Below are 363 nucleotides of genomic sequence, written 5' to 3' on the forward strand. Positions count from 1 at the left end.
CGGCGGACGCGATCGCCGCGCGGCGGCTCGGTACGGCCGCGGAGTACGCCGCCGACATGGGCGTACGGATCCTGCTGGAGACCCACGACTCGCACCGCACCGCCGCCGACGCGATCCGCGTCCTCGGCCTGGTCGGCCACCGCCACGTCGGCTCGCTGTGGGACGTCATGCACACCTGGCTGGGCGGCGAGCAGCCCTCGGAGAGCTACGCGGCCCTCGCCCCGTACCTCGGCTACGTCCAGGTCAAGGACATCGCCTCCGCCGACGACACGACCCCGCTGCCGCTCGGCACCGGGGTGCTGCCGCTCGCCGAGTGCGTGGAGGTGCTCTCCCGGCACGGCTGGGACGGCTGGCTGTGCTGGG

The 363-nt window shown here is 74.7% G+C and carries 1 protein-coding gene; it reads left to right on the forward strand.

The window, feature by feature from the left end; translation table 11 throughout:
- A partial coding sequence (locus ADL12_RS25165; protein ID WP_159053289.1) for a sugar phosphate isomerase/epimerase family protein occupies window positions 1–363 on the forward strand: 363 nt, incomplete at both ends.

It is taken from the genome of Streptomyces regalis (genome assembly GCF_001509475.1).
Classification (GTDB): domain Bacteria; phylum Actinomycetota; class Actinomycetes; order Streptomycetales; family Streptomycetaceae; genus Streptomyces; species Streptomyces regalis.